The sequence below is a fragment of the Dokdonella sp. genome, assembly GCF_035703485.1.
Lineage (GTDB): Bacteria > Pseudomonadota > Gammaproteobacteria > Xanthomonadales > Rhodanobacteraceae > Dokdonella.
Genome location: NZ_DASSYD010000186.1, coordinates 1 through 8,443, shown reverse-complemented (window position 1 = coordinate 8,443; position 8,443 = coordinate 1). Strand labels below are relative to the sequence as shown.

Below are 8,443 nucleotides of genomic sequence, written 5' to 3'. Positions count from 1 at the left end.
GCGCCAGTACGACCTGTCCAGCGAGGAAGGCGTGTTGCTGATGTGTGTCGCCGAAGCTCTTTTGCGCGTGCCGGATTCGGAAACCGCCGACAAGCTGATCCGCGACAAGCTAGGCGAAGCCAACTGGAAAAAGCACGTCGGTGCCAGCGAGTCGCTGTTCGTCAACGCTTCTACCTGGGGCTTGATGCTGACCGGCGAGCTGGTCGAACTGGCCGAAGAAACACGGACCAATTTCGTCGGTGCGTTGCGCCGCCTGGTCGGCCGCGCCGGCGAACCGGTAATCCGCCTCGCCGTGCGTCAGGCCATGCGCATCATGGGTCACCAGTTCGTCATGGGACGCACGCTCAAGGAAGCACTCGATCGCTCGTCACAAAAGGCCAATGCGGCCTATCGCTACTCCTACGACATGCTTGGCGAAGCCGCCCTCACCGAGGCCGATGCCGCGCGCTACCTGCAAGCCTATCGCGATGCGATCACCGCGCTCGGCAAGCGTGGACCATGGAAGGATGTGCTCGAAGCGCCATCCATCTCAGTCAAACTCTCGGCAATCCACCCGCGCTACGACGTCGCCAACCGCGCCCGCGTCCACGCCGAGCTGACTCCGCGTGTGCTCGAGCTGGCGCAAATGTCGATGGCTCTCGGCATCGGCATGACTGTCGATGCCGAGGAAGCCGATCGACTCGAACTTTCGCTCGATGTGATCGGTGCGGTATTTGTCGACCCGTCCCTGGAGGGCTGGAATGGATTCGGACTCGCCGTGCAGGCCTATCAGAAGCGCGCACCGTTCGTCATCGACTGGCTCGCCGATGTGGCACGCAAGTCCGGGCGTCGCTGGTGCGTGCGCCTGGTCAAGGGTGCCTATTGGGATTCCGAGATCAAGCACGCCCAGGAACTCGGCCTCGGCGGCTATCCGGTGTTCACGCGCAAGGCGAATACCGATGTCTCCTATCTCGCTTGCGCCAAGCAGATGCTCGAAGTCGGTGCGGATCTGATTTATTCGCAGTTCGCCACCCACAACGCGCACACGATTGCCGCGATTCACCACTACGCGCACGGTCGTCCGTTCGAGTTCCAGCGCCTGCATGGCATGGGCGGTGATCTGTATGCCGAAGTCATCGGCAAGAAGAACCTCAATGTTCCATGCCGGGTCTACGCGCCGGTCGGCAGCCACGAAGATCTGTTGCCGTACCTGGTCCGCCGCCTGCTCGAAAACGGTGCCAATACGAGTTTCGTCAATCGTATCGTCGATGAGGATTTGCCCATTCGCGATCTGGTTGCCGACCCCTGCGAACTGGTTCGCCAACTCGACTCCAAACCACACCCCCGCATCCCCCAGCCGATCGCTCTGTTCGGCGAACAACGGAAGAATTCCATGGGCGTCAATCTATCCAACGACAATGAACTCAAGGCCCTGGCCGAAAGCGTCAACGCTGCGCGCAAGCCGTGGACGGCCGAGCCATTGGTGCCAGGCTGCAAGGCCAGCGGCGATGTTCGTGAAGTCACCGATCCGGCCGACCGCCGCCGCGTCATCGGCCACACCCGTGGTGCCGGTGTCGATGTCCTAGAAAAAGCCCTGGGCAATGCGGTTGCGGCTTATCCCGGCTGGGACGGCTTGCCGGCCGTCAGTCGTGCCAAGATTCTCGAACATACGGCCGATCTGCTCGAAGCGCGACGCGGCGAATTTATCGCCCTGTGCGTGCGCGAAGCCGGCAAGACCATGTCGGCGGCGATTGCCGAGGTACGTGAGGCGGCCGACTTCCTGCGCTACTACGCGGCAATGGCCCGCAAGCTGTTTGCCCACCCGGAGATCCTGCCCGGCCCGACTGGCGAATCGAACGAGTTGTTCCTGCACGGCCGCGGCGTCTTCGTCTGCATCAGTCCTTGGAATTTCCCGCTGGCCATCTTCATCGGCCAGGTGGCCGCCGCGCTCGCCGCCGGCAACAGCGTAATCGCCAAGCCAGCCGACCAGACCACCCTGGTCGGCTACGCCGCGGTCAAACTGATGCATGAAGCCGGCATTCCCGAGGACGTTCTGCAGTTCGTGCCGTGCAAGGGTTCGGTGCTCGGCAATTCGCTGCTGACCCAGGCTGACGTGGCCGGAGTCTGCTTCACAGGCTCGACCGAAACCGCATGGACGATCAACCGTACCCTGGCCGCACGCGATTCCTCGATCGCCGCCCTGATCGCCGAAACCGGTGGCCAGAACGCGATGATCGCCGACTCTTCCGCCCTGCCCGAGCAACTGGTCAAGGATCTGTGCACATCCGCATTCGATTCAGCCGGTCAGCGCTGCTCGGCCGCGCGCGTGCTGTTCATCCAGGAAGACATCGCCGACAAGGTCATCACCATGCTCAAGGGTGCGATGAACGAGCTGGTCATGGGCGACCCCGGCCTGCTCTCGACCGACGTCGGCCCGGTCATCGACGAAGCCTCGCACCGGGTGCTCAGCGAGCACGCCGAACGCATGGATCGCGAGGCCAAGCTGATCAACCAGGTTGAAGCTGCTGAAGGCACCGCCCATGGCACCTTCTTCGCCCCGCGCGCCTATGAGATCCCGCGCCTCGACATTCTGCACAAGGAGATCTTCGGCCCGGTTCTGCATGTGCTGCGCTGGAAGGCCGAGCGTCTCGATGACGTGATCGATCAGATCAACGCGACCAACTACGGCCTCACCCTTGGCATCCACAGCCGCATCGACGACACCGTCGACCATATCGTCAAGCGCTCGAGAGTCGGCAACTGCTACGTCAACCGCAATCAGGTCGGTGCCGTGGTCGGCGTACAACCGTTTGGCGGCGAAAACCTCTCCGGTACCGGCCCGAAGGCTGGCGGCCCACACTACCTGCTGCGCTTCGCCACCGAACGCACGGTCACCATCAACACCACCGCAGCGGGCGGCAATGCTTCGTTGTTGACGTTGGCGGATTAAGGCAACGCTGATCAACCGACGCTTGCGCCATTTGATCAGCGTTGCCTGAGCCGCGCCGTATCAAACACGGCGTGGCTTGGTTTGCATGCGTCGCACAAATGGTCATACCCAAGCCTGCAAGATCGATAGTGGCGACTTGGGTTGAATGTACGCTGGTCATCGGCGACTGGTTCGTGCAACGCTGAAATCGCGCGAAACTGCTTGAAAATCTCAGCTTCCGCGGTGTCCACGGACGAGCTTCACTGTCCGTAATTGTGTCCGTTTGCGCATCCATGACTTTTGTCCTAGCAACCGAAGTCATTGATTCTGCATCTCATTCCCTGCAGGCGATCGCAACTTCACGAGTGGCATGGTGCTTGCTCTGTGAAGTATGCAAGACCCGCTTGCAGGAGAATCCCCATGAATGCTCGTAAATCCACCAATCGCAATGTGACAACTGCCTTCGCGGCCGGCGCTTTGCTCGCTGCGCTTTCGTTCAACGCAGTAGCCGAGACGACCGTCACGCTCGATCCACGCGCTCCCCTGGCCGCAACTCTGTTACCCAGCGTCAGGGTGAGCGCCAGCATCTCGAATCCATCGGCGGAGGTGCGCTGGAGCATTGCACCGGGCCGGCCGATTCCGGTAACTCTGATGCCGACGATGACGATCACGGCAGATGTCGCCGACTTCGCGGTTACGACCTTGCCGACAGTGACCGTGTTTGCGCAGATTGAAACACCGCCAACGCAACGGTCGCCGTCACTTGCCCAGAATGATGCACTCGAACCGGCAATGCTCGGAATCGCGGACTGATATCAAATCGTCGATTCAACCCGGTCTGGCAGATGTCGAAAGCGCGGAGTTTCTTGCGGCCAGGCGCGCTGCCTTGCGCTCACGTCGACGCTGCGAGATCCGGGCAAACACCAGATACAGCGCCGGCGTCGAAAACAAGGTCAGACTCTGCGACACGAGCAGACCCCCGATCATCGCGATGCCAAGCGGCTGACGCATTTCCGAGCCGACACCGAAACCGATTGCGAGCGGGAACGCGCCGAGAATGGCGACCATCGAGGTCATCATGATCGGCCGGAAACGCACCAGGCAGGCTTCGCGAATCGCCTCGATTGGTGCCTTTCCGCCTTCGCGTTCCGCACTGAGGGCAAAATCGATCATCATGATCGCGTTCTTCTTGACGATACCGATCAGCAAGACAATCGCGATGACCGATACCACTGACAATTCGGTATTGGTCACCAGCATTGCCAGCAATGCGCCGACACCGGCCGCAGGCAGGGTCGACAGAATCGTCACCGGATGGATCAGGCTTTCATAGAGAATGCCGAGAACAAGATAGACGGCCAGAATCGCGAACAGGATCAGCAATCCCTGGCTATCCTGCTGGTCCGAGAAGCGCCGGAAATTTCCGCCGCCCTCGGCCTTGATTCCACCTGGCATGCGCATGTTGAGCACGGTCTGATCGATCAGTGAACTGGCCTCGCCCATGCTGACGTTTTCGGCGAGATTGAAATTGACATCGAACACCGGGAACTGAAAATCATGGCCCACCGACAGCGGAGCAATGCCCGCTTCGATACGCGTCAATGTCGACAGCGGCACCATCGCCCCGTTGTTGGCACGCACATGCAGACTGCTCAGGGTATCCAGTCCCGGGGTCGACCCGGTCACCGCGTTGAGGACTACTCGATACTGGTTGAGATCCGAATAGATCGTCGAAATCTGACGCTCACCAAAAGCGTTGTACAGGGTACTGTCGATGGCACCGATCGAAACGCCGAGACGCGACGCGGTATCCCGATCAATGATCAGATTTTGCGCAATGCCGCCTTCGTCGAGTTCGGTGCTGACATTGGTGAATTGCGGCAATTTGCGCAATTCCGCAGCGAGTTTTGGTCCCCAGGTGATCAGATCATCGTAGTTGCTGCCCTTCAGCGAATAGCTGTAGGAGGAATCACCGCCACGCGGACCGCCGCCACCGAGATCCTGGACAGGACGCAGGCGCAACTGCACGCCAGCCAGATTCTCGGCCTTCTTGGCAATGCGACGCATGACCTGCGCGGTGGCAAGATCTCTGCCCTCGCCGAGCGGCTTGAGATTGATGTAGAGGCTGCCGCGATTGCTGCCGGCACGGAATCCACCGCCGCCGAGTGACGAGCCCAGGCTATCCACGGCCGGGTCTGCGGCGACGATATCGGCCACCTTGCGCTGCAGCTCAACCATCGACTCGTAGGAAATCGAGGCGCTGGCCACCGTCGTGCCCTGAATCATGCCGGTGTCCTGCTCGGGGACGAAACCGAACTTGAGGAAACCGGTCAGCCAGATGGTCAGCAAGACCAGCACAAGCGGCTGCAGACTCATCGTCTTTGGATGGTGCAGCGACCAGTCGAGCAACCGCGTGTAGGCTCTCAGCATCCATGCATGACCGACATCGATACGCTGCACCAGGCGCGATGGATTTTCCTCCTTGTGCGACTGCAGGTAGGTGCCGCACAGCGAGGCGGTCAAGGTCAGCGAGACCACCGCCGACATCACGATTGCCGCAGCAATCGTCACCGCGAATGAATGCAGCATCATGCCCATGAAACCGCCCATGAAAAGCAGTGGCAGGAACACGGCGACCAGTGAGGCGGTAATCGAGACAATGGTGAAACCGATCTCGCGCGCGCCATCGAGCGCAGCCTGCAAGCGCGTCTTGCCCATATCAAGATGGCGCACGACATTCTCGATGACCACGATCGCATCATCGACGACGAAACCGATCGAGATAATCAGCGCCATCAAAGTCAGGTTGTCGAGGGTGAAGTCGAACATGTACATGACGATGAAGGCACTCGACAACGACAGCGGCACAGACAGGCCCGCAATCACGGTCGGCGCGATCCGGCGCAAAAACAGCAGCATGGTCAGAATGACCAGGGTCACGCTGATCGCCATGGTGATCTGCACTTCGTGGATCGAGGAGCGGATCGTTGCCGTGCGATCGAAGAACGGGGTCAGTTCGACGCCCTCGGGCAACCAGCTGCGCATCAAGGGCAATTGCGCATAGATGCTGTCGACCGTTTCGATCACGTTCGCCGTCGATTGCTTGGTAATCGCCATCAGAATCGAACGTTTGCCATTGAACCAGGCCGCCTGATCCTTGCTCTCGGAACCGTCTCCAACGGTGGCGATGTCACGCAGATGGATTGGCACGCCGTTCTTGATCGCAACGATCAGATCGGCAAACTGGCTGCCTTCGGTCAGCGCACCATTTGCCGCAATCGTCATCATGCGCTTGCCGTCACTCAGGAATCCTTGCGGCGACGTGACATTGGCTGCCGCGATCGCATTGCGCACCTGATCGGTCGACAGACCCATCGAAGTCAGTTTGCCGAGATCGACATCAACCCGCACCGCCGGCGTCGCACCACCGGCAAGGGTCACATCGGCAACCCCAGGCAACTGCCGCACGCGCTGCGAAAGCAGCGAATCGGCCATGTTGTAGAGCTCGGCCGCCGTGTGCGATTTCGAGGTCAGCGACAGCAGCAGTACCGGATCGTTGTTCGGATTGGCCTTTCGGTAGATCGGAGCCGTATTCAGTCCACTCGGCAAATCGGGCAATGCCGCATTGATCGCCGCCTGCACATCCCGCGCTGCGCCATCGATTTCCTTGTCGAAATCAAAGAACAGGATCACCGACGACCGGCCCTCCTTGCTGTGCGAACCCATCGAATTGACACCGGCAATCTGGCCCATGTGCCGCTCCAGCGGAGCCGCCACCGTGGTCGCCATGTTTTCGGCGCTCGCCCCGGGCTGATTGGCAACAACGAAGATGACCGGAAACTCGAGATTCGGCAGCGACGCCACACCGAGCTGGAAATAGGCGATCACGCCACAGACGAAGACGCCGAGCGCAAGCAGGATGGTGCCGATCGGACGGCGAATGAAGGGGCCGGACAGGTTCATCCCGGATGACCTGCGCGGTGTGCGATTGGGCTTCGTCCGTGAGCTTTTCTCGGGCACATTTCACCCAACCTTGCCGTCGCCCCTGCGCAGGCAGGGGCCCAGTGCCCCTTCTTTTCGCTCCTTCGGAGCGCGGCATCCATGCCTTTTTTCACCCGCCTCCCGCCCCTCGTCGCCCCTGCGAAAGCAGGAGCCCAGCGACCCTTGTCTTCAAAAGCACGCCGCTTCGCGGCGTGGCATCCATGCCGCCTTTTCACTCGCCTCCCACGAAACAATGAGCTCGCGCCTGAAGCCTGTCCTGAGCCCAGCCGAAGGGGCGCTCCTGCAAAATAATGAGAATCGGCGCGGGCGGTCACGCCAACCTCCCCTCATGCGCAAGCGCCCGCCGCTCGCGGCGCGCCGCGACCCAGTCGGAAAACCGTTCCATGTAGAGATACAAGACCGGCGTCGTGTACAAGGTAATCAACTGCGAAAGCAGCAAGCCACCGACGATGGCAACACCCAGCGGCTGGCGCAACTCGGATCCGATTCCGGCACCCAGGGCCAGCGGCAAGGCGCCGAACATTGCGGCGAATGTCGTCATCAGAATCGGACGAAATCTCAATAACGCAGCCCGCCGAATTGCAGCGTGTGCGGGCATGCCTTCGCGCTGCGCGTCGATGGCGAAATCGATCATCATGATCGCGTTCTTCTTGACGATACCAATCAGCAGGATGATGCCGACGATGCCGTCGATGGACAGGTCGAAACCGAACAGGGTCAATGCGAGCAGGGCGCCAACGCCGGCCGGTGGCAGGGTCGAGATGATCGTGATCGGGTGGATGTAGCTCTCGTAAAGCACGCCGAGGACGATATAGATGACCACCAGCGAGGCCAGGATCAGCAGTACCTCGTTGCTGAGCGAAGCGGAGAATTCGGCAGCCTTGCCGACGTAGTTGCCACGGATCTGGCTCGGCATGTCGATGCCGCCTTCGACTTCCGATATCGCCTTGACCGCATCGGAAAGCGAATAACCCGGCGCGACGTTGAACGAAATGGTTACCGCCGGAAGTTGATTCTGGTGACTGATCACCAGCGGCGCATTGATCACCTCGGCGTGCACGAGCGAGGCCATCGTGATGGTTCCTCCGCTGCCGATGGCGATGCCGGTGTTGCCTTGCGAACCTATGCCGCTCGGCGTCGCCGAGTTGCTCGATGTGGCTTGTCCGAGCGTGGTCGCGTTGCTGCCGGTCAGTGCGCCATTGCCACTGCCGCGCACGCTCAGAAGATTGAGCAGATCGCTGCTGGTGCGAAATTTCGGGTCGACTTCGAGGACCACGCGATACTGGTTCAACTGGGTGAAGATCGTCGAGATCTGACGCTGGCCAAAGGCCGAATAAAGGGTGTCGTTGATGGTCTGGATCGGCACGCCGAGACGACTGGCCTGGTCGCGGTCGATGGTCAGATTCAGCTGCAAGCCGTTGGCCGCCAGATTGTTGGCGACATCGGCCAGTTCCGGACGTTGCTGCAGGGCCGTGGTCATGCGCCCGGCAAAGCGGCTGAGTTCTTTCTCATCAACCTCGGTCAGTGCGTACT

4 protein-coding genes are annotated in these 8,443 nt (G+C 60.7%); 2 read left to right on the top strand and 2 right to left on the bottom strand.

Annotation, left to right across the window (positions count from 1 at the left end; translation table 11 throughout):
* Nucleotides 1-2,929, top strand: a 2,929-nt coding sequence (gene putA / locus VFN25_RS14275; protein ID WP_325143057.1) for a bifunctional proline dehydrogenase/L-glutamate gamma-semialdehyde dehydrogenase PutA, incomplete at its 5' end; no start/stop codon positions are given.
* Nucleotides 2,930-3,328: 399 nt separating this feature from the next.
* Nucleotides 3,329-3,721, top strand: a complete 393-nt coding sequence (locus VFN25_RS14270) for a hypothetical protein (protein WP_325143056.1) — start codon at nucleotides 3,329-3,331, stop codon at nucleotides 3,719-3,721.
* A 15-nt stretch (nucleotides 3,722-3,736) separates the two neighbouring features.
* Here VFN25_RS14270 and VFN25_RS14265 read toward each other — a convergent pair whose 3' ends face one another.
* The gene (locus VFN25_RS14265; protein WP_325143054.1) at nucleotides 3,737-6,871 is read right to left on the bottom strand and encodes an efflux RND transporter permease subunit; all 3,135 of its coding nucleotides are present in this window, start codon (nucleotides 6,869-6,871) and stop codon (nucleotides 3,737-3,739) included.
* A 349-nt stretch (nucleotides 6,872-7,220) separates the two neighbouring features.
* On the bottom strand, nucleotides 7,221-8,443 hold a 1,223-nt coding region (locus VFN25_RS14260; RefSeq protein ID WP_325143052.1), incomplete at its 5' end, for an efflux RND transporter permease subunit.

Coding starts and splice junctions, on each gene's coding strand:
- VFN25_RS14270 (WP_325143056.1), top strand. CDS start 3,329: ATGAATGCTCGTAAATCCACCAATCGCAATGTGACAACTGCCTTCGCG.
- VFN25_RS14265 (WP_325143054.1), bottom strand. CDS start 6,871: ATGAACCTGTCCGGCCCCTTCATTCGCCGTCCGATCGGCACCATCCTG.